The 23,183-nt window shown below is 66.4% G+C and carries 18 protein-coding genes and 1 pseudogene; 9 read left to right on the top strand and 10 right to left on the bottom strand.

What is annotated here, in order from left to right; genetic code table 11:
* Positions 1-51 precede the first annotated feature (51 nt).
* Positions 52-3,444, top strand: a complete 3,393-nt coding sequence (locus QHG62_RS09290) for a sensor domain-containing protein (RefSeq protein WP_281150599.1) — start codon at positions 52-54, stop codon at positions 3,442-3,444.
* 131 nt (positions 3,445-3,575) lie between these two features.
* Positions 3,576-4,124 (top strand): hypothetical protein, encoded by a 549-nt coding sequence (locus tag QHG62_RS09285; RefSeq protein WP_281150598.1) that lies wholly within the window; start codon positions 3,576-3,578, stop codon positions 4,122-4,124.
* A gap of 228 nt (positions 4,125-4,352) precedes the next feature.
* On the opposite strand, the pseudogene QHG62_RS09280 reads toward QHG62_RS09285, so the two are convergent.
* Positions 4,353-5,298 (bottom strand): annotated as a pseudogene (locus QHG62_RS09280) (aldo/keto reductase family oxidoreductase).
* A 114-nt stretch (positions 5,299-5,412) separates the two neighbouring features.
* Between QHG62_RS09280 and QHG62_RS09275 the strand changes: the two are divergent.
* Positions 5,413-6,315: a LysR family transcriptional regulator gene (locus QHG62_RS09275; protein WP_281150597.1), complete on the top strand. Its 903-nt coding sequence runs from the start codon at positions 5,413-5,415 to the stop codon at positions 6,313-6,315.
* Positions 6,316-6,360: 45 nt separating this feature from the next.
* On the opposite strand, the gene QHG62_RS09270 is transcribed toward QHG62_RS09275, so the two are convergent.
* The 4 genes from QHG62_RS09270 to QHG62_RS09255 all read right to left on the bottom strand — a co-directional run bounded on the left by QHG62_RS09270 (position 6,361) and on the right by QHG62_RS09255 (position 12,234).
* A complete protein-coding gene (locus QHG62_RS09270) occupies positions 6,361-7,248 on the bottom strand; it encodes a LysR family transcriptional regulator (protein WP_281150596.1) in 888 nt (295 codons plus the stop codon).
* A 94-nt stretch (positions 7,249-7,342) separates the two neighbouring features.
* Positions 7,343-10,420 carry an efflux RND transporter permease subunit gene (locus tag QHG62_RS09265; RefSeq protein WP_281150595.1) on the bottom strand — a complete coding sequence of 1,026 codons (3,078 nt, stop codon included), beginning with the start codon at positions 10,418-10,420 and terminating at the stop codon, positions 7,343-7,345.
* The gene (locus QHG62_RS09260; RefSeq protein ID WP_281150594.1) at positions 10,417-11,532 is read right to left on the bottom strand and encodes an efflux RND transporter periplasmic adaptor subunit; all 1,116 of its coding nucleotides are present in this window, start codon (positions 11,530-11,532) and stop codon (positions 10,417-10,419) included. The genes QHG62_RS09265 and QHG62_RS09260 overlap by 4 nt, the downstream gene beginning before the upstream one ends.
* An 84-nt stretch (positions 11,533-11,616) precedes the next feature.
* On the bottom strand, positions 11,617-12,234 hold the full coding sequence (locus QHG62_RS09255; RefSeq protein ID WP_281150593.1) for a TetR/AcrR family transcriptional regulator: 618 nt from the start codon (positions 12,232-12,234) through the stop codon (positions 11,617-11,619).
* A gap of 117 nt (positions 12,235-12,351) precedes the next feature.
* Here QHG62_RS09255 and QHG62_RS09250 point away from each other — a divergent pair, with 117 nt between their 5' ends.
* Complete coding sequence (locus QHG62_RS09250) at positions 12,352-13,860, top strand: efflux transporter outer membrane subunit (protein WP_281150592.1); 1,509 nt, start codon at positions 12,352-12,354, stop codon at positions 13,858-13,860.
* 49 nt (positions 13,861-13,909) lie between these two features.
* Here QHG62_RS09250 and QHG62_RS09245 read toward each other — a convergent pair whose 3' ends face one another.
* Both QHG62_RS09245 and QHG62_RS09240 read right to left on the bottom strand, forming a co-directional pair.
* Positions 13,910-14,848: a Bug family tripartite tricarboxylate transporter substrate binding protein gene (locus QHG62_RS09245; RefSeq protein ID WP_281151551.1), complete on the bottom strand. Its 939-nt coding sequence runs from the start codon at positions 14,846-14,848 to the stop codon at positions 13,910-13,912.
* A 127-nt stretch (positions 14,849-14,975) separates the two neighbouring features.
* Entirely contained in the window at positions 14,976-16,040 is a 1,065-nt protein-coding gene (locus QHG62_RS09240; protein WP_281150591.1) for a tartrate dehydrogenase, read from the bottom strand.
* Positions 16,041-16,150: 110 nt separating this feature from the next.
* Between QHG62_RS09240 and QHG62_RS09235 the strand changes: the two genes are divergently transcribed.
* From QHG62_RS09235 to QHG62_RS09225, 3 genes are all read left to right on the top strand, one after another.
* Entirely contained in the window at positions 16,151-17,098 is a 948-nt protein-coding gene (locus QHG62_RS09235) for a LysR family transcriptional regulator (RefSeq protein WP_281150590.1), read from the top strand.
* A 65-nt stretch (positions 17,099-17,163) separates the two neighbouring features.
* Positions 17,164-17,469 carry a hypothetical protein gene (locus QHG62_RS09230; RefSeq protein WP_281150589.1) on the top strand — a complete coding sequence of 102 codons (306 nt, stop codon included), beginning with the start codon at positions 17,164-17,166 and terminating at the stop codon, positions 17,467-17,469.
* A gap of 116 nt (positions 17,470-17,585) precedes the next feature.
* Positions 17,586-18,728: a DSD1 family PLP-dependent enzyme gene (locus QHG62_RS09225; RefSeq protein WP_281150588.1), complete on the top strand. Its 1,143-nt coding sequence runs from the start codon at positions 17,586-17,588 to the stop codon at positions 18,726-18,728.
* Between the two features lie 48 nt (positions 18,729-18,776).
* Here the strand turns inward: QHG62_RS09225 and QHG62_RS09220 are convergent, their stop codons facing one another.
* Both QHG62_RS09220 and QHG62_RS09215 read right to left on the bottom strand, forming a co-directional pair.
* On the bottom strand, positions 18,777-19,088 hold the full coding sequence (locus tag QHG62_RS09220; RefSeq protein WP_281150587.1) for a hypothetical protein: 312 nt from the start codon (positions 19,086-19,088) through the stop codon (positions 18,777-18,779).
* Between the two features lie 244 nt (positions 19,089-19,332).
* On the bottom strand, positions 19,333-20,160 hold the full coding sequence (locus QHG62_RS09215) for a crotonase/enoyl-CoA hydratase family protein (RefSeq protein ID WP_281150586.1): 828 nt from the start codon (positions 20,158-20,160) through the stop codon (positions 19,333-19,335).
* 97 nt (positions 20,161-20,257) lie between these two features.
* On the opposite strand from QHG62_RS09215, the gene QHG62_RS09210 reads away from it, so the two are divergent.
* Both QHG62_RS09210 and QHG62_RS09205 read left to right on the top strand, forming a co-directional pair.
* The gene (locus QHG62_RS09210) at positions 20,258-22,111 is read left to right on the top strand and encodes a PhoX family protein (protein ID WP_281150585.1); all 1,854 of its coding nucleotides are present in this window, start codon (positions 20,258-20,260) and stop codon (positions 22,109-22,111) included.
* A gap of 32 nt (positions 22,112-22,143) precedes the next feature.
* The gene (locus QHG62_RS09205; RefSeq protein ID WP_281150584.1) at positions 22,144-22,536 is read left to right on the top strand and encodes a DUF488 domain-containing protein; all 393 of its coding nucleotides are present in this window, start codon (positions 22,144-22,146) and stop codon (positions 22,534-22,536) included.
* Position 22,537: 1 nt separating this feature from the next.
* Here the strand turns inward: QHG62_RS09205 and QHG62_RS09200 are convergent, their stop codons facing one another.
* Positions 22,538-23,146, bottom strand: coding sequence for a glutathione S-transferase (locus QHG62_RS09200; protein ID WP_281150583.1), 609 nt, complete (start codon positions 23,144-23,146; stop codon positions 22,538-22,540).
* Between the last annotated feature and the right edge of the window lie 37 nt (positions 23,147-23,183).

Below are 23,183 nucleotides of genomic sequence, written 5' to 3'. Positions count from 1 at the left end.
CGCTCGGGTCGCAGGGCTGCCACATCCGGTTATCGGCAACTAAGCCGAAAGTTGAAGGCCGCGGCGAGAAATTTTGGACCTGGAGGCGGGCGGGCCCGCCGCACTGAACAAGGTGTAGGCCGAAGGCTCGTTCAGATTGCACCATTGGCTGACGCCCGCTCCGGAAAACGAGGGCAAGCCTTGAGCATCCAGACAGGAGACATCGGAGACATCGACATGGGAGAGTCCCGCGCAGCACAGCAGCCCGGCGATCAAACCGATCCGTGGGTTCAGGTGGCGGCGATCCTCGATGCGGTCGGGCAGGCGGTCATCGTCAAGGACGAGGCCTCGCGGTTCGTGCATCTCAACCGGCGGGCGTGCGAGCTGCTCAACGTGTCGCTCGACGGCGCGCGTGGAAAGACGGACCACGATTTCCTGCCACGCGTGGAGGCCGATCGAATCAGGGCGGTCGATCTACAGATTCTCTCGAGCGGCGAAAGCCGCAGCTTCGAAGAAGAAATCACCACGGGGGACGGATCGACCAGAACGTTGGTCACGCTCAAGCAAGCCGTCGATCTCACGGGTTCCATCGGCAAGCTCCTTGTGGTCGTCATCTCCGACGTGACCGAACTGCGTACGGCCGAGCGGGTGCTGCTGGCCAGCGAAGCGCACTACCGCTCGTTCGTCGAACTGCATCCGCAGATCACCTGGACCGCCGACGCGGCCGGCGCTATCACCGAGGTCGGACCTGGCTGGCCGGCGCTCACCGGCAATTCGGTCGAAAAGACGCTGGGCTCGGGCTGGGAATGCGCGTTGCACACCGACGATCTCGAACGCGTCAGAACGCAGTGGATCGACTCGGTGGCCCGCGGCGTTCCCTTCGACGCCGAATACAGGGTGCTGAGCGCTGCAGACGGAAGATACCGATGGTTCAGGGCTCGTGCCGCGCCCCGTCGCGACGAAAGCCATGCCATCGTGCGCTGGTACGGGCTGCTGGAGGACGTTCACCAGCGCCGGATCGCGATCGAAGCGCTGCGCGAGAGCGAGTCGCTGTTCCGCCTGATTGCCGACAGCGTGCCCGTGATGATGTGGCTCACGGACCAGAATGGAGAGGCCACCTTCCACAGCCGGCTCTGGCTCGAGGTGACGGGCCAGACCGAGATCGAGTCGCTGGGCGCAGGCTGGAGCCGCGCCATCCACCCCGAAGACCGCGCCTCGGTGCTCGAACAGTTCGAGGCTGCAAGCGCCCAGCGCATTCCGGTTCAGCTCGACTACAGGCTGCGCCGGGCCGACGGCAGCTGGGCCTGGGTCATCGACACTGGAGCGCCCCGGCTCGCGCCTGACGGCGGGTTCCTCGGCTATGCCGGCTCCATTCTCGACGTGACGGAGCGGCGCGAGGCCGAAGCCGCGCTGCGCGAGAGCGAAGCCTCGATTCGGAGCATCTTCGACAGCAGCCCCGATTGCATCAGCATGCTCGACCTGTCGGGCAATACGCTGCTGATGAACAAGGCGGCGAGGCAGATGATCGGGCTCGATGTCTCTGAACTCGCAAACCGCGACGCGCTCGAGACCATCTTTCCCGAAGGCCGGCTTCGGAAGCTGAGCGCCATGTTCGACGTGGTGCGCGCCGGCGGCACCTCGAGACTGGAGGTAGATGCCATCGACGCCCAGGGCGTGCACCGGTGGCTCGACGTCATCGGTGCACCCGTGCTGGACGCGTCGGGCGAGCCGATCCGGATGGTGAGCATGTGGCGCGACATCACCGAGGCCAAGGCGGCGCGCAACGATGCCGTGGTGGCGCAGCAGCAGGCAGAACGTGCGGCGACGCGGCTCTCCGCGGTTCTCGAGAACACGATGGACTGCGTGCTGGTTGTCGACCATGCATGGCGCATCGCGTACATGAACGAGAACGCCCGCCGGTTCTTGAGGCTCGGCGAGGAGGCCATGAATGCAAGCCTGTGGGACCTCTTTCCCGCCGAGGTCGAAAGCCTGTTCGGCGACTACTTCCGGCAGGCGACCATGGGCAACAAGGCCGTGTCGTTCGAGGAATTCGTGCCGGCGACGCAGGTGTGGCTCGAGGTCCATGCCTCGCCTACCGAGGACGGCTTGTCGATCTTCTTCCGCGACACCACCGCACGCCGGCGGGCGGAGCAGGAGCGCTTCCAGGCCCAGAGCCAGGTGTCCCACATGGCCCGCCACGATGTTCTCACCGGCCTGCCCAACCGCTTGGCGTTCCACGAGGTGCTGCAACGGCACCTGAACGATGCGGGTGGCGATGGGACTTCGGTGGCCGTGCTGACTTTGGACCTCGACGGCTTCAAGGCCGTCAACGATGCTTACGGCCATCCCGTCGGCGACATCCTGCTGCAGAAGGTCGCGCAACGCCTGCGGCTCGGCCTTGCCGGTGAAGAGCACACGCTCGCGCGGCTCGGCGCGGACGAGTTCGCGGTCGGCTGCGCCGGGCTGCCGCATCCTGATGCGGCAATCGAGATCGCGCGCCGGCTCATGGGCATCCTGCTCGCGCCCTTCGACCTGGAAGGAAACAAGGTGAGCATCGGGGCCAGTGTCGGCGTGGCCATGGCGCCGGACGACGGGGGCACCGTCGACGACATCAAGCGAGCCTCCGCCGTGGCTCTCCACCGCGCCAAGGCCGCCGGCGTCAGAAGCCTCCGGAGGTACGCCAAGAGCATGGACGCCCACCTGCAGACTCGCCAGGCCTTGAAGCTCTCGATGCGCGAGGCGCTCGCCCACGGAGAGTTCGAGGTCCATTTCCAGGCGCTCGTGAATCTCGCCTCGAATCGCTGCACCACCTTCGAAGCGCTGGTACGTTGGCGCCACCCCGACCGGGGGATGATCTCGCCGGCCGACTTCATTCCGATCGCCGAGGAGACGGGGCTCATTGTGGAACTTGGCGAATGGGTCCTTGGCGAGGCCTGCCGCGAAGCCGCCACTTGGCCCGACGGGATCGGTGTGGCGGTGAACCTCTCGCCGGTCCAGTTTGGCGCGGACAACTTGATAGAGGTCATCGAGAACGCGCTCGATGCCTCGGGGCTCTGCCCTTCGCGCCTGCAGCTCGAAATCACCGAATCAGTGCTGCTTGGCAACGACGACAGGAACCTGCGCACCCTGCAGGAGATCCGGCAACTGGGTGTGAAGATCGCGATGGACGATTTCGGGACCGGATACTCGTCGCTGGGTTATCTGCGCAGCTTTCCCTTCGACAAGATCAAGGTGGACCGCAGCTTCATCGCCGATCTGCCCGACAGCAAGTCGCTCGCGATCATCCGGGCTGTGGCCGGCATCGGCACGAGTCTTGGCATCGCCACCACCGTGGAGGGCGTCGAGACCGAGGCGCAGCTGCAGATCATCCGGCAGGAAGGCTTCGACGAAGCGCAGGGTTATCTGTTCGCGCGGCCTGTCCCGGCGTCGCAGGTACATGGTCTCATCGCCTCGCGCAGGAACTGACCGAGGCACCACGACCGTTTGCCGCCGGACGGGCCCACGCTGCATGCGTCTCGCCGACCAGGGACGCCGGTGGCCAACGCTGCAAGTCGGCGCTGCGGGCACAATTCTGCAAACCAAACGAACATCGCCACATGCCAATCGAGTTCTCGCCCCAAGCCGTCGGTGCAGTCCTTGCCGCCACCATCGCCGGAGGCATGAGCTTTCTCGGGTCTGTGTTCAGTAAGGACCAGAAGACTTCGGAGTTCCGCCAGGCGTGGATCGACGGGCTGCGCTCCGAAATCTCGCAGCTGATCGCCCATGCCAACGCAATCCGGGGGGCAGCAGCAGTTGGGTATCCCGCCGCGAGTGATCTTTACGATGCGGCGAAAGATCACTTCGTGGGGATCACCGTCGCCAAGACCAGCATCCTCCTTCGGCTGAACCCGTCGGAGGAAAACAACGCGAAGCTGATCGGGCACGTCGACGCGCTCGAGAAGCTCATGGACGCGAGTCCGATCGACCTTGCGGCTTGCCAGAAGGAAGAAGCGGCGCTTGTTGCGACGGCTCAGGCTGTGCTGAAGGGCGAATGGAGTCGCGTCAAGCGAGGCGAGCCCCTCTTCTTCCTGACCAAGATCATCGGCCTGTTCGTGTTTCTGGGAGCACCCCTCACACTTGGCGCCCGCTATTTCGGGTGGTTCTGAGTGACGCCCCGCATCGTTGATCTTCAAGCTGGCGACTTCCCGGATTTCGCGAAATACCTGAACGATCACATTTCGGACAACGGGGCCGAAGGGCAAGCTCTGTTTCAGACTGCTTCCGTGTAGATGGGCGCCGGGTGGACTATCTGTTCATGGCACTTCCGGTTAAAGCGCGTTAGCGCCCGTCAGGGCATCCCGACCAGGCGGGCGGGATGCGGCTACCCCAATCCATCACCCGGCAACCGGAGCAGCCACGCGGTCCAGCGCCGCGATTGCATCGGCCGGAAGTTCCAGCCTCCCCGCAGCCAGGTTTTCGCGCAAATGCCCGACAGACGAGGTACCGGGAATCAACAGGATGTTGGGCGAGCGTCGAAGCAGCCAGGCCAGCGCCACCTGCATCGGCGTGGCGCCCAGGCGCTGCGCCACCTCTGAAAGCCCTGCGGATTGCAGCGGCGTAAAACCGCCGAGCGGAAAGAACGGAACGTACGGAATTCCTTCGCGCGCGAGCTCGTCGATCAGCGCATCGTCATTGCGATGCACAAGGTTGTACTGGTTCTGCACGCAGGCAATGCGGCAGATGCTGCGCCCCTGCGCAACCTGGGCGGGAGTAACGTTGCTCAGGCCGATGTGGCGCACGAGGCCTTGGCGCTGCAGTTCGGCCAATGCGGTGAGCGGCGCCTCGATCGAACCCTCCGCCGGGCCATGCACATCGAACATGATGCGCAGGTTCACCACTTCCAGCACGTCCAGGCCCAGGTTGCGCAAGTTGTCGTGCACCGCCTGGTTCAGTTCCTCTGGCGAGAACGCGGGCAGCCAGGCCCAGGTTGCGCAAGTTGTCGTGCACCGCCTGGTTCAGTTCCTCTGGCGAGAACGCGGGCAGCCAGCCGCCGGTATCGGAACGGCGCGCCCCGATCTTCGTAACGATGACAAGGTCCTTCGCATAAGGCGCGAGAGCCTCGCGAATGATCTGGTTGGTGATATGGGGGCCATAGAAGTCGCTGGTGTCGATGTGATCGACACCGCTGTCGACGGCTTCGCGCAGCACGGCCAGAGCCGCCTCGCGATCTTTCGGCGGCCCGAACACGCCGGGGCCGGCAAGCTGCATGGCGCCGTAGCCAAGCCGGTGAACCGTGCGGCCGCCAAGGGTGTAGGTGCTGTGGGTCTGCATGGTAGTCATGGTGTTTTCCTGATGCGTTGAAGAGATGAACGACGTCATGAAGCCCAGTCTAGGAAGCCAGCTGCTGTTTGATAAGCCGTCATAATCGGCACGGGCTGTGCAGGATTCGGAACAATGAAAGTCGACCTCGAGGATCTCAATGCCTTCGTGGCGGTTGCTGGAGCCAAGGGCTTTCGCGACGGCGCGCGCCTCGGCGGCGGGAGCGCATCGGGCTTGAGCGAGGCCGTGCGCCGGCTGGAAGCTCAGCTCGGCGTGCGCCTGCTCCACCGCACGACTCGCAGCGTGCGGCCGACGGAGGCGGGAGAACGCCTTCTCGAGCGGCTGAGGCCCGCGCTCTCAGAGGTCGAAGCCGCGCTCGACGTGGTGAACGGTTTTCGCGACCGGCCGGCCGGCACGCTCAAGCTCAATGTGCCGATCAGCGCCGCACGGCTCGTGCTGCCATCGATCGTGCCGCGCTTTCTTGCCGCCTACCCCGACATCTCGCTCGAAGTGATTGCCGATGATGGCTTCGTCGATATTCTGGCCGCCGGTTGCGATGCCGGCATTCGCTATGACGAGCGGCTCGAGCAGGACATGATCGCAGTGCCGATCGGTCCGCGCTTCCAGCGCTTTGCCGTGGCGGCCGCCCCCTCCTACCTTGATCGCTGCGGGCGGCCGGAGCATCCGCGTGAACTGCTCGGCCATGCCTGCCTGCGTGGGCGCTTTGCCAGCGGCTCGATGCCGCCGTGGGAGTTCGAGCGCGACGGCGAAACCTTGCGCATCGATGTGACCGGGCAGCTGATCGTGCGAATTGGCGCAGCGGCAGATCTCTCGGTCGATGCGGCGCTGGCTGGTGCCGGCGTGATCTACCTGTTCGAGGATTGGCTGCGGCCTCACCTCGACAGCGGCGCACTCGAACCGATTCTCGAACCCTGGTGGCCGCGCTTCTCCGGGCCCTTTCTCTACTACCCAGGCCGCCGGTTGCTGCCGGCACCGCTCAGGGCCTTTGTCGATTTCATACAGAGCAGCCCGCCCTGAGTGCTTGCCCGCACCGGCAATCGGCTACGGTATTGGGGCAAGTTGTCACGCGGGCGCAAGCCGGCTCGCCAGAAAATCGAGAAATGCACGGTGCACCGCCGTACTGTGCCGGCGCTGCAGATAGACAGCCGACAGCCACATGTCGCTGCGGACGAACTCCGACAACACCGGCACCAATCTCCCGCTCTCCACGTACGGCTTGAGCATCACCGACGGAAGATAGACCACGCCCGCGCCGAGCAATGCCGCCTGGATCAGCGGGCCGGCTTCCGTGGCGCTCAGCCTCCCGCGAACCTCGACCTCTACAGGCTGGCTGCCGGCCTTGAAACGCCATTTCGCCAGCGGATTCAACTGGGTGCTGATCAACGCGACGTGATGCGCAAGCTCGGTGGGATGGGCCGGCATGCCGTGCTTGCGCCAGTACATGGGCGCCGCGCATACGCTGAGCTCCATGGGCATCAGTTTTCGAACGATCAGGTTCTCGTTGGCCGAAGGGCCGAAGCGCAGCGCAATGTCGACGCCCTCCTCCGTCAGGTCGATCAGGCGGTTCGAAAGCACAAGGCTGATGCTGACCTCGGGGTAGCGGCCAAGAAACTCGTCGATCAGCGCCGGCAGTTCCGTCAGGTCCATGCCATGGGGCGCCGAAACTCGCAGGCGGCCGCTCGGAACGCGTGCACGGCCTTGGAGCTCGGCACTTGCCGCGTCGGCCAGTTCCAGTATTGGCCTGCTCCGGTCGAGCAGCAACAGGCCCGCGTCCGTCAGGCTCACGGCGCGGCTGGTCCGGTTGAGCAGCCGGACGCCGAACCGGCGCTCGAGGGTTGCGATGTACTTGCTGACCGTACCCCTCGACAGCGCCATTTGCCTGGCCGTCCGGGAGAAGCTTCCGGAAGAGGCAACCTCGCTGAAGGTGCGCAGGAGATCCAGGCTGTCCACTATGTTCTCCTTCGTTTGCGCGGCGGAAGCAAGTGCTCAGGTGAGCCGAGTCCGAGCTTTTTTCTCAGGCTTGCATCCACCGAGGAGAGACGCATCAGTGCGCGGGCTGGGCAGCGCTGCCGGGTTTGATCCGGAACCAGATCGAATACATCGCAGGCAGGAACACCAGCGTGAGGATGGTCCCCGCGAAGGTGCCGCCGATCAGCGTGTAGGCCAACGCGCCCCAGAACACCGAGTGCGTGAGCGGAATGAACGCGAGGATTGCCGCCAGCGCAGTGAGGATCACGGGCCGCGCACGCTGCACGGTCGCTTCGACAACGGCATGGAACGGATCGAGCCCCTCCTCCTGGTTGACGTGGATCTGCCCGAGCAGGATCAGCGTGTTGCGCATCAGGATGCCCGACAGCGCGATGAGCCCGACAAGCGCATTGATGCCGAAGGGCTGCTGGAACAGCAGCAGGGTCGGCACCACGCCGATCAGCCCGAGCGGGCTCGTGAGGAACACCATGACCATCGCGGACATGGAGCGCACCTGGAAGATGATGATGAGCAGCGTGGCCGCCAGCATGATCGGGAACAGCGGCAGCATCGCCTGGGTCGCCTTCTCCGATTCCTCTATGGAGCCGGCCTCGGCAATGCGGTAGCCGGGCGGCAGCTTCTGCATCAGGGGCTGCAGCTTTGCGGTGATCGCGGTCGATACGTCGGGGGGCTGCAGCCCCTCGGCGATGTCGCCCTGCACCGTGGTCGTGGGCATGCGGTCACGCCGCCGCATCACGGGCTCTTCCATGCGCACCTCGACCTCGCCGACCTGCGACAGCGGAATGCGCTGGCCGCCGGAGCCGGCGAGCGTGAAGTCCGCGAGCCTTGCGGGATCGAGCCGGGTGCTGCCGGCCGAGCGGGCCACCACCTGCACGGTGCGGATGTCCTCGCGCACGGTGGTCACCGGCGCGCCGCTCAACAGAAACTGCAGCTGCTGCGCCACCGCGCCGGAGCTCAGCCCCACGGCCTGCAGGCGATCCTGCTTCAGGGTGAAGTGCAGCGTGGGCGTGCGGGTGCCCCAATCGGTGTTCACGGTGCGCATCATCGGGCTGGCATCCATCACCTGCCGCACTTCGGCGGCGATCCTGCGCAGTTCGTTCGCATCGGGTCCGCTCACGCGGTAGGCCACGGGAAACGGCGAGTACGGGCCGAACACCAGCTGGGTCACGCGCACCCGTGCCTCGGACGCGAGGCCGTCGGCGATCGCCTGGCGCAAGCGGTGCTTCAGCGCGTCGCGCTCCTCCTGGCTGGCCGTGCGCACCACGATCTTGGCGAACGACGGATCGGGCAGCTCCGGCCCCATTGCGAAGTAGAAGCGCGGCGCGCCCTGCCCGATGTAGGAAGTGACGATCTGCGCCTCCGGCTGCGTGGAGAGCCACGTCTCGATCTTGGCCGTGGCACCGCTGGTCTGCGTGATGGAAGTACCGTAGGGCATCTGCACTTCGACCAGGACCTCGGGGCGGTCGGAGATCGGAAAGAACTGCTTCTTCACCACGCCCATGCCGAGGATCGACACCGCAAACAGGCCGACCACCGCGCCTGCCACCAGCCATTTGCGTGCAATGACGCGCGCCAGCACGCGGCGCAGGCGGTTGTAGCGCGGCGTGCCGTAGATCGCGGCATGGCCGCCTTCGATCTTCTTGAAGTTCGGCAGCAGCTTGACGCCGAGGTAAGGCGTGAACACCACGGCGACCACCCAGGACGCGATCAGCGCGATGCCGACGATCCAGAACATGTTGCTGGTGTATTCGCCCGCTGTAGAGGGCGCGAAGCCGTTGGGCATGAAGCCCACTGCGGTGACCAGGGTGCCCGAGAGCATCGGCGCCGCCGTGTGGCTCCAGGCGTAGGCGGATGCGGCCACGTGGCTGTAGCCTTCCTCGATCTTCACCACCATCATCTCGATGGCGATGATCGCATCGTCCACCAGCAACCCGAGCGCAAGGATCAGCGAGCCGAGCGTGATGCGGTCGAAGTTCTTGCCGGTCGCGGCCATCACCACGAAGACCACCGCCAGCGTCAGCGGCACCGCGGCTGCAACCACAAGCCCTGCGCGCCACCCCATGCTCAGGAAGCTCACCAGCATGACGACCAGCAGGGCCGCGAAGAACTTGACCATGAACTCGTCGACCGACGCGCTGATGTTCACCGACTGGTCCGTGACCTTGGTGAGGCTGAGGCCCAGGGGCAGCCCGGCGTTGATGGCACCGGCTTCCACCTCCAGGGCCTTGCCCAGGTCCAGGCCGTTCCAGCCTTCCCGCATGACCACGCCGATCAGCAAGGCAGGCTCGCCGCCGTTGCGGATCATGAAGGTGGCCGGGTCTTCGTAGCCGCGCCTGACCGTGGCCACGTCCGAAAGCTTCAGGGTGCGGCCCTGCGCGACCAACGGCGTGTCGCGGATCTTCTGCAGGGTATCGAATGCGCCGTCCAGCCGAATGAACACCTGTGGCCCGCGGGTTTCCACAGAGCCGGCTGGGCTCAGCGCGTTCTGGCTGTTGAGCGCGGCAAATACCTCTTGCGGGCCGATGCCCAAGGTGGCCAGACGGTCGTGCGCGAACTCGACGTAGATGCGCTCCGGCTGCTCACCGGCGATGTTCACCTTCTTCACGCCCGGCACATGCAGCAGCCGCTGGCGCAGCGCCTCGGCGTCGCGCACCAGCAGGCGCTGCGCTTCTCCCTTGGCCTTGAGCGCGAACAAGGCGAAGGTGACGTCCGCATACTCGTCGTTGATCGTCGGCCCGATCACGCCGGCCGGCAGGTTGCCCGCTTCGTCGCCGAGCTTCTTGCGCGCCTGGTAGAACTGTTCCTGCACCTGGGCCGGCGGGGTGCTGTCGAGCAGCGTCAGGGTCGTGAACGCCAGGCCGGGCCTCGTGTAGGTCTCCGTGCGGTCGTAGTAGCGCAGCTCCTGCAGGCGCTTCTCGAGCTTCTCGGCGACCTGGTCCTGCATCTCCTGCGCCGTGGCGCCGGGCCAGGCGGTGATGACCGTCATCACCTTGACGGTAAAGGCGGGATCTTCCGCGCGGCCGAGCTTGAAGAACGCGACCAGTCCCGCCAGGGAGATCAGGCCGATGAGGAACAGCGTGATGGATCGCTCGCGTACCGCCAGCGCCGACAGGTTGAAGCGGCCTTCGCTCATGGGCGGGCTCCGCCCACCGCGGGTGCAGCGGTCGACGCCGCGGTCCGCACCTTCTCGCCTTCGCGCAGCAGGTGCGCGCCGAGCGCGACCACCTGGTCGCCCTGCTTGAGCTGCCCGGCCACCAGTGCACGCTCGCCGTCCAGGCGCTCGATGGCCACCGGCTGCCAGCGCACCGTCGACGGATCGCCGCCGATGACCCAGACGCCCGTCGCCTTGCCTGTGTCGAACAAGGCGCTGATGGGCACCTGGACGCCTCCTGCACGGGCCGGCTTGCCGTCGGCGATGTCGACTGTGACCGTGGCACCCAGCGGCGCATTGGCGAGTTCGCCTTCGAGCACGTAGCGCGCCTCGAAGGTGCGCGTGAGCTTGTCTGCCGCATCGGAAAGCTGCCTGAGCCTGACGGGCACGCCAGCACCATCCTTGCCGAACAGCGTGGCCTGCCCCACGGAGCCGACCGCGGGGCGCAGCGTTTCAGGCAGCTGCACCACGGCCTCCCTGCGCCCGGCCTGCGCCACGCGCACCACCGGCTGCCCGGCGTTGACGACCTGGCCCGGCTCGGCCAGCGTCTCGAGCACGGTCCCGTCGGCATCGGCGATGAGTTCCGAATAGCGGTTCGAATTGCGCGCAACCTCGGCCTGCGCTTCGGCCGCGCTGAGCTGGGCCTGGGCGGCATCCGCCGCCGCCTTCGCCTGGTCGTATGCCGAGACCGAAATGGCACCCGTGCCGCGCAGATCGCGAAAGCGCGCTTCTTCATCGCCGGCCTGCTTTGCCCGCGCACGCGCGGCGCTCACGGCCTCCTGCTGCGCACGCGCCGCCAGCTTCAGGTCGACGGGATCGATGCGCATGAGCAACTGACCGCGCTTGACCGTCTGGCCTGCATCGACAAGGCGCTCCAGCACCTTGCCGGAGACGCGAAAGCCCAGGTCGCTTTGAACCCGCGCGGCCACGGTGCCGGTGAACGAGCGTGATGCCGCCGCGGCCGCCTGGACGGTGGCTGCACGCACCAGCGGCGTTTGGGTGCGCGGATCGGGCGAGGTCTTGTCGTCGCAGGCGGCCAATGCCAAGGGCAAGGCGCAGACAAGTGCAGAGATAAGGAGGCGGCGCTGGTGCATGAGGGGCCCATTGACGAATCGATCAGGGCCCCGATTCTGATAACAGTGACCATTCTAGTCAATGGTCACAACGAAATTAATCGTCTATGGCGAAAGGCTGCGCAGCACCAGACCTGACAACTGGGCCGGCGCCCGTTCCGTGTGATCGGAGCTGAGCCGCAGGATCAGCGGGTTGACGTAGGGGTAGACGACCAGGTAGATGGCCGCCGCGGTTTCGTCGATCGGCGTCTTGCGCTCGAAGTCGCCGGACTCCCGCCCCTGCTTCAGCAACTCGAGAAGCATCTGGCGTATGCACTCCTCGTGCGCAATGGCGGACGGCCAGCGCTCGCTGGCCGCCGAGATGGCGATCTCGTAGAGCTTGCGGTCCTGGAAGAACAGCCGAAGGCCCGAATCCACAATGGCCTTGAACATGCGGCGCAGCTTCTCGGGCGGGCTTTCGGCCCCGTCGACCGCCGCGCGAATCCCCGCCTGGATCTCGCGCAGGCAGTTCGAGCAGATCATTTCGCCGATTGCCTGTTTCGATTCGAAGAACTTGTAGATGTATGCCTTGGAGAAACCGATGGCCTTGGCGAGGTCGGAAACCGTGGTCTTCTCGTAGCCGTATTGGCTGAAATGCTCGGTGGCCGCAGCGACGATCTGTGCACGCACGTCGTGGTCGGCCGGCCCCCGCGTGGCAGGCGGGGAAGAAGTTGCGTTGTTCATGCCCAGAGCTTACCGCCCGGGCAAACAATCGACAACAAGTGACCAAATTGAATTATAGTCACTGACAAATCACGACCTTCTTTCCGTTCTTCCTGCCGCTCTTCACGGAACAAAGCCATGCCCCACCGCACCCTTGCCTTGCCCCTCTTGTTCAGCCTTCTCGCAGGCTGCGCCGTCGGGCCCGACTATGTCCGGCCGGCCCCAAGCCTGCCGGACCGCTTCATCGGCGAGACGGTGCTCAGCCAACGATCGACCACTGCCAATGCCGAACTCGCGGCATGGTGGGCCGGCTTCGGCGATGCGCAACTGGCCCGCTATGTCGAAGAGGCGCTGAGGCAGAACCTCGATCTTGCGCAGGCTGCCGCCCGCATGGCGCAGGCGCGGGCCGGGCTGGGCGCGGCGAATGCGGCGCTGCTGCCTTCGGGCAACCTCGGCGCGCAGGCCGCCCGGGCCTACCAGTCGGTGGAGACGCCGCTGGGCCAGGTGCTGAACGGGCAGCCGGGCTTCGATCGCCATGGCAGCGCCTACGAAGCGAACCTCGGCGCCAGCTGGGAGCTGGACATCTTCGGCGGCCTGCGCCGGGGACGCGAGGCCGCGCTGGCCGACTACCAGGCCTCGGAAGCCGGCGTGGCCGCCACGCGCCTGGCCGTGGCCGCGCAGACCGCCGACATCTACATCGCGCTGCGCGGCCTGCAGGCGCGCCTGGACATTGCACGCCGGCAAGCCGCCACACAGCAAGACCTGCTCGCGAAGATCGGCCTGCTCCATGGCAAGGGCTTGGCCACCGAGCTCCAACTGCACCAGGCCGAGGCCGCGCTGGCACAGGTTCGCGCAACGGTGCCGGCGCTCGAGGCCGGCGAGGCCGCGGCCATGAACGCGCTCGACGTGATGCTGGGTACGGCGCCGGGCGCGCACCGCGCCGAACTGGCGGCAGCCGCGGCCATTCCCGTTGCTCCCGGCATCGGCGCCACCGGCTCGCCCGCCGAATTGCTGCGCCGCCGGCCGGACCTGATCGCCGCCGAGCGGCGCCTTGCGGCATCGAATGCCCGCATCGGCATGGCCGTGGCCGAGTACTACCCGAAGCTATCGTTGGCGGGAACGATCGGCAGCGCTACGTCGGTGGCCAGCGGCAATCTCTTCACCGGGGGCGCAAGCCAGGCCGCGGCCCTGCTCGGCCTGCGCTGGCGGCTGTTCGACTTCGGGCGCATCGATGCGCAGATCGAACTCGCCAAGGGGCAGGAAGCCGAGCTGCTCGCGGCCTACCGGCTTGCCGCGCTGCGTGCCACCGAAGATGTGGAGAACGCCTTCTCCACCCTGGTCAAGCGCGAAGAACAAGCCGCCCTGCTCGCGCAGGGAGAGGCATCGCTCGGCCGTGCGCGGGGCGCATCGTTCGCGGCTTATCAGCGCGGTGCCGTCAGCCTGATCGAAGTGCTGCAGGCCGACGAGAGCATGCTGCGCCTGGCCGACGCAAGAGCGCAGGCGCAAACGGAGTCGGCGCGCGCGGCGGTCAATGCGTTCAAGGCGCTGGGCGGCGGCTGGCAGCAGGCCCCGGCATTCCGGCGCGAGGCGACTTACCGGAGTTGCGTCGTCATCGGGTGTCAGCCTGCAGGCTTGCTCGCCAATTGACGCGCCAGCGCATCGCGCACGCCGTCACCCGCGGCGGGCAGCGCCCGCCCTACTCCACCGCCACCTTGCCTTCCTTCACGAGCTTGGCGAACTTCGCTGTTTCATCGCGAATCCGCGCCGCCATGTCGGCGGAGCTGTCGCCTATAGGGTCAGCCCCGATCGCGCGCATTTTTTCCGCGAAGTCGGGCGACTTGATGATCCGGGCCATCTCGGTGTTCAGCTTCACGACGATGTCCTTCGGCGTTGCGGCCGGCGCGAGCACGCCGAACCAGGTGCCGATGTCGAAGCCCTTCAGCCCCGCCTCGTCGAGCGTCGGCACATCGGGCAGCACGGCCGAGCGCTTGGCAGTGGTCACCGCCAACGCCCGCAGCTTGCCGCCCTTGATGTGCTGCAGCACGGGCGTGATGGTGTCGAAGGACATGTCCACCTGCCCGCCCAGCAGGTCTGTGGTGAGCGGCCCGCTCCCCTTGTAGGGCACGTGCAGCAGCTTCACGCCGGTGCTGGCCTGGAACTGTGTGCCGATGAGGTGCTGCGCGGTGCCGTTGCCATTCGAGCCGTAGGCCAGTTCCTTGGACGACGACTTGCCGGCGGCAACCAGTTCAGCCACCGATTTTGCGGGCGTGAGCGAAGCATTGACCACCAGTACATTCGGCACCATCGCCACGGTGATGATGGGCGACAGGTCTTTCTGGAAGTCGTAGGGCAGTTTCTTGTACACGCTGGTGGCAATGGTGTGGTGCACCGCGCCCATCAGCAGCGTGTAGCCGTCGGGCCTGGCCTTGGCGACGTAGTCTGCGCCGAGCGTGGCACCTGCTCCCGGCTTGCTCTCCACGATCACGGGCTGCCCCAGGCTCTTGGAAAGCGCATCGGCGAGCGCGCGCGCCAGCACGTCGGTGGTGCCGCCCGAGGGAAAAGGTACGACCAGGCTGATCGGCTTGGCCGGCCACGGCTCTTGCGCAGAGGCCCAGGGCGCGGCAGAGAGTGCCATGCTTGCCAGGACGGCCCCCGCGACGGCGCGGCGCCCCATGGCGAATGGTTGCTTCTTCATGTCTTTGTCTCCAGGCTGACGGCATGCGCCGTTCTTCTTGCGGTTTGGGGCGGAATGCGGCGGGTCTCTATGCAAGCCGCGAACACACGGCCTGCGTCACCTGCGCCGTGGTGGCAGTGCCGCCAAGATCGCGGGTGTGAAGCGCGGGGTTCGCCGTCACGGCCTCGACCGCCTGCATGACGCGCTGCGCGGCATCGGCTTCGCCCAGGTGCTCCAGCATCATCACCACGGACCAGAAGGTGCCGACCGGATTGGCCAGGCCCTTGCCCATGATGTCGAATGCGGAGCCGTGAATCGGCTCGAACATCGAGGGATAGCGGCGCTCCGGATCGATGTTGCCGGTTGGTGCAATGCCAAGGCTGCCTGCGAGCGCTGCGGCCAGGTCGCTCAGGATGTCGGCATGCAGGTTGGTGGCAACGATGGTGTCGAGCGAGGCCGGCCGGTTGATCATGCGGGCAGTCGATGCGTCGACCAGTTCCTTGTCCCAGGTGACGTCCGGAAACTCCTTGGAGACCTGCAGCGCAATTTCGTCCCACATCACCATGGCGTGGCGCTGTGCGTTGCTCTTGGTGATGACCGTGAGGAGCTTGCGGGGCCGCGACTGCGCCAGCCTGAAGGCAAAGCGCATGATGCGTTCGACGCCTGCGCGGGTCATCATCGACACGTCTGTGGCGGCTTCTATCGGGTGGCCCTGGTGCACGCGGCCGCCCACGCCGGCGTATTCGCCTTCGGAGTTCTCGCGCACGATCACCCAGTTGAGGTCGCCGGGACCGCAGCGCTTCAGCGGACCGTCGATGCCGGGCAGGATGCGCGTCGGGCGCACATTGGCGTACTGGTCGAAGCCCTGGCAGATCTTCAGGCGCAGGCCCCACAGCGTGATGTGGTCGGGAATGTGCGGATCGCCGGCCGAGCCGAACAGGATGGCGTCTTTGCCGCGCAGTGCCTCCAGGCCGTCCGCCGGCATCATTGCGCCGTGCTCGCGGTAGTGGTCGCCGCCCCATCCGAAATTCTCGAACTCGAAGTTGAAGCTGCCGCCGGCCGAGGCCAGCGCCTCGAGCACCTGCTGGCCCGCGGGAATCACTTCCTTGCCAATGCCGTCTCCGGGAATGGTTGCGATCTTGTACGTCTTCATTTGCGCCGTGGTCCTTTGATTGGTTCGGCGAATTCTGTGGTTTGCACTGCGCGTCACCGCAGGGGTAAAGTCAATCCATCATTAACCGTAAGTAAACAATCGGTCGACCCATGAGCCACGGCATCCAGCCCACTGAACTGGGCTTCTTCGTGCAGATTGCTACCGGCGGCAGCCTGAGCGCCGCGGCGCGCAACCTGGGCGTTTCCACGCCTGCGGTGAGCAAGCGGCTCTCGCAGATGGAGCAGCGGCTGCGCATGCCGCTGGTCAACCGCACCACGCGGCGCATGAGCCTGACGCCCGAGGGCGAAGTGTTCCTCGAACATGCGCGCCGCATCCTCGGCGAGCTTGATGACCTGGACCAGCTGCTGGCCAAGGGCAGAGGGTCCCCGAAGGGCCTGCTGCGCGTGAATGCGACGCTGGGGTTCGGCCGCATGCACGTGGCGCCGGTCATTTCGCGCTACAGCCGCTTGTGCCCCGAGGTCGAGGTGCAGTTGCAGCTGTCGGCCGACCCGCCGCCGCTCACGGACGATGCCTTCGATGTTTGCGTGCGCTTCGGCGAGCCGCCGGACGCAAGAGTGATTGCCAAGCGCCTGGCACCGAACCGGCGGCTGTTGTGCGCCTCTCCCAAGTATCTTGCCCGGCGAGGCGCGCCTGCCGTGCCGAGCGACCTGGTGCGCCATGACTGCATCGGCATCCGCCAGGGCAACGATGCCTACGGCGTCTGGCGGCTGTCGAGCGGAAAAGGCCGCCGGGAGCAGACCGAACCCGTCAAGGTGCGCGGCGCGCTGACCACCAATGACGGCGAGATTGCGGTGCGCTGGGCGCTGGACGGGCATGGCATCGTGATGCGCGCCGAGTGGGACATCGAGCGCTATCTGGCAAGCGGGCGCCTCGTGCAGGTGCTGCCGCAGTACCGCACGCCAAGCGCAGACATCTACGCCGTCTACGCGCAGCGGCACCAACTTTCGTCGCGCATCCGCGTGTTCGTCGATTGCCTGGCCGATGCCTTTGCGCGCCTTGGAAACAAGAACGAGCCGAGCCCGGCGGCTATCGCCTGAAGGCTTACAACGCTTCGCGCAGGCGGCTGTCGAACCGCACCGCGGACCCCTGCAATCGTTGCCGCATGAACACTGCAGACCCTCGGGCGCCCTTTCCTTCCTGGTGGCGCATTGGCGCGCTCGCCTATTCGGCCGCGGGCGTGGTCTGCGTGGTTTCGTCGGCCGCCTTTCCCGAAAGCGAGCTGGCCATGCTGGCGTCAATCGCCGGCGCGCTGCCCTGGTCGCTGGCGCTGTTGACGCTGAACCTGGAGCCCGGAATTGCGCAGACCGCGCTCCTCGTTCTTGCGGGTGGCTGGGCAATCAATGCGGCGCTGCTCTGGTGGTTGGCGCTCAGGCGCTCCGGACACCGGGCGCCGTTCCGCACCGACTGAACGAAGCTTCTTTTTCGGCCGCCGCGCGAAGTACCGCGGGCGGCTTTTCGGTGCGATCATTTCGCCATGCACCCGCGCCCGGCGCGCCCCCCTCGAACCCGCATACAAAGGTTTCCATGCTTACTGATACGCAAGTGAACGCACCGCTGATCGGCCTTGCCGGGGGCCGGCGGTCGCTCGACACGCCCGCGCTCCTGCTCGACCTGGGCGCCCTGACGCGCAACATCGAGCGCATGGCCGCCTTTGCCAAGGGGCGCGGCGTAGGCCTCCGGCCGCACGTAAAAACGCACAAGTCCGTGGAGATTGCGCGGCGCCAGGTGGCCGCCGGGGCCATCGGCGTGAGCTGCGTCACGCTGGGCGAGGCAGAGGTCATGGTCAAGGCCGGCATTCCGGATGTGCTGATCACCTCGCCGGCCGTCACCCCGAGCAAGATTGCACGGGTGGTCAAGCTCGCACGGCTTGCGGGCCCGGGCGGAATGATGGTGGTGGTGGACGACCCGCGCAACGCAGCGGACCTTGCCGCCGCCACATTGGGGCTGCCGCATCCGCTTGAGGTGCTGGTCGACTACGGCGCGGGCTACAACCGTACCGGCGCGGCAACCGAGGCACAGGTGCTCGAACTTGCGCGCCAGGTTGCGGCTGAGCCGCGCCTCAAGCTGCGCGGCTTGCAGGCCTACGCGGGCAACCTTCAGCACATTGTCGACCGGGAGCAGCGCAGTGCGGCAGCCGCCGGGCTGCGCGAAACCGTCGCGCGCATCGTGGCAGAGGCCCGGCGCGAGGGCATCCATTTCGAGATCGTGACGGGCGCGGGCACCGGCACCCACGACCTGGACGCACAGCGCGACGCGTTCACCGAGTTGCAGGCGGGCTCCTATGTGTTCATGGATGCGGAATACACCGAGGTGCTAGGCGGCGCCGGGCAGCCATCGCCTTTCGAGGTGGCCCTGTTCGTGCAGACGGCGGTGGTGAGCGCCAATGCTGCAGACTGGGTCACGGTCGACGGCGGCACCAAGTGCTTTGCCACGGACAGCGGCGTTCCGCTGGTGGCGCGCGGCGCCGATCCGGCGAGCCGCTATGCGTTCTTCGGCGACGAGCACGGCAAGCTGCTGTATGCCGGCGCACGGCCGGCGCTTGGGGAGCGGGTCGAGTTCGTTACCCCGCACTGCGACCCGACCGTCAACCTGCATGATGCCTATCACGTGGTCGACGGCGACACCCTGGTGGCTATCTGGCCTGTGGACGCGCGCGGCAGGCACTAGGCCCCGTGCGCTGCTGGGGAGTTGCGACGGTTGCCTGCTGCGCGGGCGTCAAACGCGGGGCAGCGCAGCAAGGTAGGTAGAGACGACGACCGCGGCCGCGCGGTCCAGCTGCAACAGGTCTGCCACTTCGAACGCGCGCGCAGCAGGGCCTCCGCTCATTTCGGGCGGCATGCGGATCTCTACAAGAACTTCGGCCGCGAGCTCGCGGTCGCTGCGGGGCCTGCCATCGGGGTGCATCACCCACTCGTCTATTTGCTCGAACGGAATGCTTCGGAAGACGCCGACGACAGGTATGTACTTGTAGCGATCCTCGCCCACCAGGATGGGCACGCTGAGGTTGCAGAAAAACGTGGTCGGCATGCAGGGTCGCCGTCGCAGTCAAAAGGATTAATTGTTAATGAATGTGACTGACTCAGCCACCCTTCTCAACCCCTATTCCCCCGCCAGACGTGACCTTCGTCACACAAAGTTCATCTTTCTACGGAATGGTTTTTCTGCAATTGCAGAAACCTAAGTGCTACAAAGTTGCCGAGCCGTCTGATGCCCTGGCTGCTTTTAATCATTGATTGCGCAAGATGCTTCTATTCGGCCATCGGGCTTTCGCTCACCCCGCTGCACCGAATCGAGGCGGTCGCCGCTCGATATTTGCCTGTACCGCCTCTTTCTGGTTTGCGCCGCCAATCAGCGCCTTCTGCTCCACGGATTCGGCAATCAGCAAGTCGGCCGCGCTGTGCATGTGCGCCGCATTGAGCAGGCGCTTGCCCGCCCGGATGGCGTCCGGGCTCTTGCCCGCGATGTCGCGCGCCATCCGAAGAGCTTCGGCCCGCGGGTCGGCCGCGAGCCGCGTGGCAAACCCGAGCTGCAGCGCCTCCTCGCCCGAGAAGATTCGCCCGGTGAAGGTGAGCTCGCGCACCACGTCGCTGCGGGCAAGCTCCCGCATCAGCAGCATGCCGCCCATGTCCGGCACCAGGCCCCACTTGATTTCCATCACCGAAAGCCTGGTGTCGGGCGCCACGATGCGAATGTCGGCACCCAGTGCCACCTGCAGGCCGCCGCCAAACGCCACCCCGTGCACGGCGGCGATTACCGGCACCGGCACCTCGCGCCAGACCATGGCGACGTACTGCGCCGCGTTGGAAATGCCGTGTGTCCGAACAGATAAATCGGTGCCGACGGCGCCCGCTCCCAACACGGCACTGGCGGCGTCCTGCCCCATGCGCTCGAACGAGGCCATGTCCAGGCCAGCGCAAAACGCCTTGCCCTGGCCCGAGATCACCACGGCGCGCACCGCGGTGTCGCGGCGCAGCGCTTCACCGGCCTCGATCAGCGCATCGAACATTGCGGGATCGAGTGCATTCATCTTGTCTGCGCGTGCAAGCTGCAGTTCCACCACGCCGTCGGGGTGACGGGTCCATTCGATTCGGTCGGCCATTCATGTCTCCTTCGGTTTTCTTCGCGCCAGTATCGCCCCGCGCCGTTGCTCGGCGATGATGGCGGCTGTCGCCCACCCAACACCTGCTCTACGACTCATGTCTCTGGATCGCCGGATCTTCCTGCAATCGGGTGCCGCCGCCGTGGTGGCGCTGCTCCACCGAAGCGGCGCCAACGCGTCCTCCAGCCGGGAAATGCCGGCCATGCTCGGCTTTGCCGCTGTACCGGCTTCACTGCGCGACGCCGTCGTAGTGCCGCCGGAATACGAATGGCAGCTGCTTTATCCCTGGGGCACGCCGGCCGGTGTCAAGGGCCAGCCGATGCCGGCCTTTGCGGCCGACGGCTCGCACAGCGCGGCCGACCAGGCGCTGCAGGCGGGCATGCACCACGACGGAATGCACTTCTTTCCGCTGGCCACACCAGACCGCGCGCTGCTCGTGATGAACCACGAATACACCGACGAGCAGCTGCTCCACGCAGACGGCATCAAGGAATGGACCGCAGAGAAGGTTCGCAAGTCGCTGCATGCCATGGGTGTTTCGGTCATCGAAATCCAGCGCACGCGCGAAGGCTGGCGGCAAGTGCGCCCATCGCCTTACGCCCGGCGCGTGCACGGCAACACGCCCATGCGCATTGCGGGCCCCGCAGCCGGCACCCCGCTGATGCGCACGCAGGCCAATCCGGCGGGCGACGAGGTGTTCGGCACCTTCGCCAATTGCGCAATGGGGGTCACGCCGTGGGGTACCTACCTGACCTGCGAAGAAAACTTCCACGGCTACTTCGGCGGCCCGAAGGAAGCGGCCAAGGACTTGACTCCCGCGCAGCGCCGCTACGGCACCGTGCCCGGCTCGCAATGGGTGGAATACTGGCGCTTCGACGAGCGCTTCGACCTGAGCCGGCATCCGAACGAGGCAAACCGTTTCGGCTGGGTGGTTGAAATCGATCCCTTCGACCCCGCAGCCAAACCCGTCAAGCGCACGGCGCTCGGCCGCAAGCGCCAGGAGAGCGCCACCTGCACGCTCGCCAAGGACCAACGCCTCGTGGTCTACATGGGCGACGACGCCAGGTTCGAATACATCTACAAGTTCGTGAGCGACGGAAAGGTTTCGCCTGACGGCGGCAGTGCCGCCAATGGAGGCCTGCTCGACGAAGGCACGCTCTACGTCGCGCGATTCGACGCCGGCGGCCGCGGCCGGTGGCTGGAGCTCGCCCACGGGCGCAACGGCATCAACGCGGAAAGCGGCTTTGCCGACCAGGCCGAGGTGCTGGTTCACGCCAGGCTGGCGGGCGATGTGGCAGGCGGCACCCGCATGGACCGCCCCGAGTGGATTGCCGTGCATCCGCAAACCGGCGAGGTGTATGTCACGCTCACCAACAACAGCCAGCGCGGCGAGCCTGGCAAGCCCGCGCCGGACGCAGCCAATCCGCGCATCGGCAATCTCTTCGGCGGCATCCTGCGGTGGCGCGAGGACGGCGGCGACGCAGGCAGCGAAGGCTTCGGCTGGGATCATTTCGCGCTCGCGGGCGACCCCGCACAAACCGGCAGCGGCGCGCGCTACCCGTCCGGCGAGGCGGACATCTTCGGCAGCCCCGACGGCTTGCACTTCGACAGCGGCGGCCTGCTCTGGATCCAGACCGACATGAGCGGACAGGTCATCGGCAAGCCGCCTTACGCTTCCCTCGGCAACAACCAGATGCTGTGCGCCGATCCGGCAACGGGCCGCATCAAGCGTTTTCTCACGGCGCCGAACGGCAGCGAAGTTACCGGCTGCGTGGTCACGCCCGACCGGCGCACGCTGTTCGTCAACATCCAGCATCCAGGTGAATCGCGCGACGACGGCAGCGGAGCGCCGACCAGCGCCTGGCCCGACGGCACCGAGCCGGGCAGCGCACGCCCACGCTCGGCCACGCTGGCCATTCGCAGGCGCGACGGCGGTATTGTCGGCACCTGAAGCAGTTCAGAAAAAAGAGAAGGAGACCCTGCATGAGCATTCGCATCGTTCGCCTCGGCACACCGCGCGCCAGTGGCGAGGGCCTGCGCATCGGCACCGTGCGCCGCCCGCCGCGCGGCGTTCCGAAGACTGAGTTCGCCTCGCAGGATTGGTACGACGTCTGGTACCCGAACCTTGCGCCCTCGGCCGAGACCATGAAGCTGGGCCAGGAGGCGGAAACGCCCGCGCAATGGAACGCCTTCATGCGCAAGTACAAGTCCGAGATGGCCGAGGCCGACGCGAGCCGCAGCCTCGACCTGCTCGCGGCGCTCTCGCACACCGCGGCATTTTCCGTCGGCTGCTATTGCGAAGACGAGTCGCGCTGCCATCGCTCGCTGCTGCGCGGCCTGCTGGCCGAGCGCGGGGCCGACATCGCCGCGAAGTGATTCAGACCTGCGGAAGAGCCACGAACGCCGGCAGCTTTTCCACGTCGGCCGCAAAGGCTGCGAGCGAGGGGTAATCGGCCGGCGCAATCAGGTCCGGAAGCACCAGCTGGGTGAAGCTCCATGCCACGGCGCTTGTCAGCGCGGCCTGCCCGATGGTGCCTTCGGTGCTCGGCACAGGCAGCTTCCGCACCTCGGCCTGGAGCCCCGCATAGGCCGCACCGAGCTGGCCTCGCACCCTGTCGACCCATGGCGCATGCTGCTTTTCGGGTGGGCGCAGCTTGCGCTCATAAACGATCTGCACCGACTTCTCGCACGCGGCCAGCGCAAGCCCGAGCACCTTCAGCGCATGCTGCCGTTCTGCAAGTCCGGACGGCATGAGGCTGCGGCCGGCGAGCGTTTCGGCGTAGTCGATGATCAACGTGGAATCCATCAGCAGCGTGCCGTCGTCGCACACCAGTGTCGGTGCCTTGACCACGGGATTGATCTCCCGGAACTGCTGGAAGGTGCTGAAGACCGAGATCGACCGGTGTTCGAACGAAAGCCCGAGCAGCCGGAGCGAGACGGCCACGCGGCGGACATAGGGCGAATCGAGCATGCCGACAAGTTGCATCTGCTTCTGTTCCTGGTTGATATGGCGCAACGATAGC

Origin of the sequence: Variovorax paradoxus (assembly GCF_029919115.1) — a bacterium.
Classification (GTDB): Bacteria; Pseudomonadota; Gammaproteobacteria; order Burkholderiales; family Burkholderiaceae_C; genus Variovorax; species Variovorax paradoxus_O.
Note: the sequence above shows the minus strand (reverse complement) of the source record. Positions and strands in the feature narration are given on the sequence as shown.

Coding starts and splice junctions, on each gene's coding strand:
- QHG62_RS09285 (WP_281150598.1), top strand. CDS start 3,576: ATGCCAATCGAGTTCTCGCCCCAAGCCGTCGGTGCAGTCCTTGCCGCC.
- QHG62_RS09275 (WP_281150597.1), top strand. CDS start 5,413: ATGAAAGTCGACCTCGAGGATCTCAATGCCTTCGTGGCGGTTGCTGGA.
- QHG62_RS09265 (WP_281150595.1), bottom strand. CDS start 10,420: ATGAGCGAAGGCCGCTTCAACCTGTCGGCGCTGGCGGTACGCGAGCGA.
- QHG62_RS09260 (WP_281150594.1), bottom strand. CDS start 11,532: ATGCACCAGCGCCGCCTCCTTATCTCTGCACTTGTCTGCGCCTTGCCC.
- QHG62_RS09255 (WP_281150593.1), bottom strand. CDS start 12,234: ATGAACAACGCAACTTCTTCCCCGCCTGCCACGCGGGGGCCGGCCGAC.
- QHG62_RS09250 (WP_281150592.1), top strand. CDS start 12,352: ATGCCCCACCGCACCCTTGCCTTGCCCCTCTTGTTCAGCCTTCTCGCA.
- QHG62_RS09245 (WP_281151551.1), bottom strand. CDS start 14,848: ATGGCACTCTCTGCCGCGCCCTGGGCCTCTGCGCAAGAGCCGTGGCCG.
- QHG62_RS09240 (WP_281150591.1), bottom strand. CDS start 16,040: ATGAAGACGTACAAGATCGCAACCATTCCCGGAGACGGCATTGGCAAG.
- QHG62_RS09235 (WP_281150590.1), top strand. CDS start 16,151: ATGAGCCACGGCATCCAGCCCACTGAACTGGGCTTCTTCGTGCAGATT.
- QHG62_RS09230 (WP_281150589.1), top strand. CDS start 17,164: ATGAACACTGCAGACCCTCGGGCGCCCTTTCCTTCCTGGTGGCGCATT.
- QHG62_RS09225 (WP_281150588.1), top strand. CDS start 17,586: ATGCTTACTGATACGCAAGTGAACGCACCGCTGATCGGCCTTGCCGGG.
- QHG62_RS09220 (WP_281150587.1), bottom strand. CDS start 19,088: ATGCCGACCACGTTTTTCTGCAACCTCAGCGTGCCCATCCTGGTGGGC.
- QHG62_RS09215 (WP_281150586.1), bottom strand. CDS start 20,160: ATGGCCGACCGAATCGAATGGACCCGTCACCCCGACGGCGTGGTGGAA.
- QHG62_RS09210 (WP_281150585.1), top strand. CDS start 20,258: ATGTCTCTGGATCGCCGGATCTTCCTGCAATCGGGTGCCGCCGCCGTG.
- QHG62_RS09205 (WP_281150584.1), top strand. CDS start 22,144: ATGAGCATTCGCATCGTTCGCCTCGGCACACCGCGCGCCAGTGGCGAG.
- QHG62_RS09200 (WP_281150583.1), bottom strand. CDS start 23,146: ATGCAACTTGTCGGCATGCTCGATTCGCCCTATGTCCGCCGCGTGGCC.